The organism is Enterococcus sp. HMSC078F03 (genome assembly GCF_001811595.1).
GTDB classification, from domain to species: Bacteria; Bacillota; Bacilli; order Lactobacillales; family Enterococcaceae; genus Enterococcus; species Enterococcus faecalis.
This window is the reverse complement of record NZ_KV805587.1, coordinates 1-642: the sequence shown is the minus strand read 5'-3', so window position 1 is coordinate 642 and position 642 is coordinate 1. Positions and strand designations below refer to the sequence as shown.

Annotated in this window: 6 tRNA genes; all 6 read left to right on the top strand. The window is 50.9% G+C overall.

The window, feature by feature from the left end:
• Nucleotides 1–54 precede the first annotated feature (54 nt).
• The 6 genes from HMPREF2810_RS11010 to HMPREF2810_RS10985 all read left to right on the top strand — a co-directional run bounded on the left by HMPREF2810_RS11010 (nt 55) and on the right by HMPREF2810_RS10985 (nt 639).
• A tRNA-Met gene (locus tag HMPREF2810_RS11010) sits at nt 55–128 on the top strand.
• Between the two features lie 20 nt (nt 129–148).
• Nucleotides 149–222 (top strand) — tRNA-Ile (locus tag HMPREF2810_RS11005).
• A 33-nt stretch (nt 223–255) separates the two neighbouring features.
• Nucleotides 256–345: transfer RNA gene (locus HMPREF2810_RS11000), tRNA-Ser, on the top strand.
• A gap of 33 nt (nt 346–378) precedes the next feature.
• Nucleotides 379–452, top strand: a tRNA-Met gene (locus HMPREF2810_RS10995).
• A 38-nt stretch (nt 453–490) separates the two neighbouring features.
• Nucleotides 491–567: transfer RNA gene (locus HMPREF2810_RS10990), tRNA-Asp, on the top strand.
• 1 nt (nt 568) lies between these two features.
• Nucleotides 569–639: transfer RNA gene (locus tag HMPREF2810_RS10985), tRNA-Gly, on the top strand.
• The last annotated feature ends 3 nt before the right edge of the window (nt 640–642 follow it).

Here is a 642-nt window from a genome sequence, read left to right as displayed (position 1 = left end):
GGAGGTCAGCGGTTCGATCCCGCTAGGCTCCATTCTTATTTAATATAAGAGTTTCGCGGTGTAGCTCAGCTGGCTAGAGCGTCCGGTTCATACCCGGGAGGTCGGGGGTTCGATCCCCTCCGCCGCGATTATACATTTGGAAGAGCCTGGACCTTTAGCTCAGTTGGTTAGAGCAGACGGCTCATAACCGTCCGGTCGTAGGTTCGAGTCCTACAAGGTCCATTGTGACGTTGTTTATAGTTTTATTTTTATCATGGAGGATTACCCAAGTCCGGCTGAAGGGAACGGTCTTGAAAACCGTCAGGCGGGTAAAACCGTGCAAGGGTTCGAATCCCTTATCCTCCTTTCTTAGGAATCAATTTTCCTTGGTCTAATTATCGCGGGGTGGAGCAGTCAGGTAGCTCGTCGGGCTCATAACCCGAAGGTCGTAGGTTCAAATCCTGCCCCCGCAATTGCTTTTGATTTCAAAAGCACATAAAAAGAAAAGTATGGTTTGGTAGTTCAGCTGGTTAGAATGCCTGCCTGTCACGCAGGAGGTCGCGGGTTCGAGTCCCGTCCAGACCGCCATGCGGGTGTAGTTTAGTGGTAAAACCACAGCCTTCCAAGCTGTTGTCGCGAGTTCGATTCTCGTCACCCGCTTTT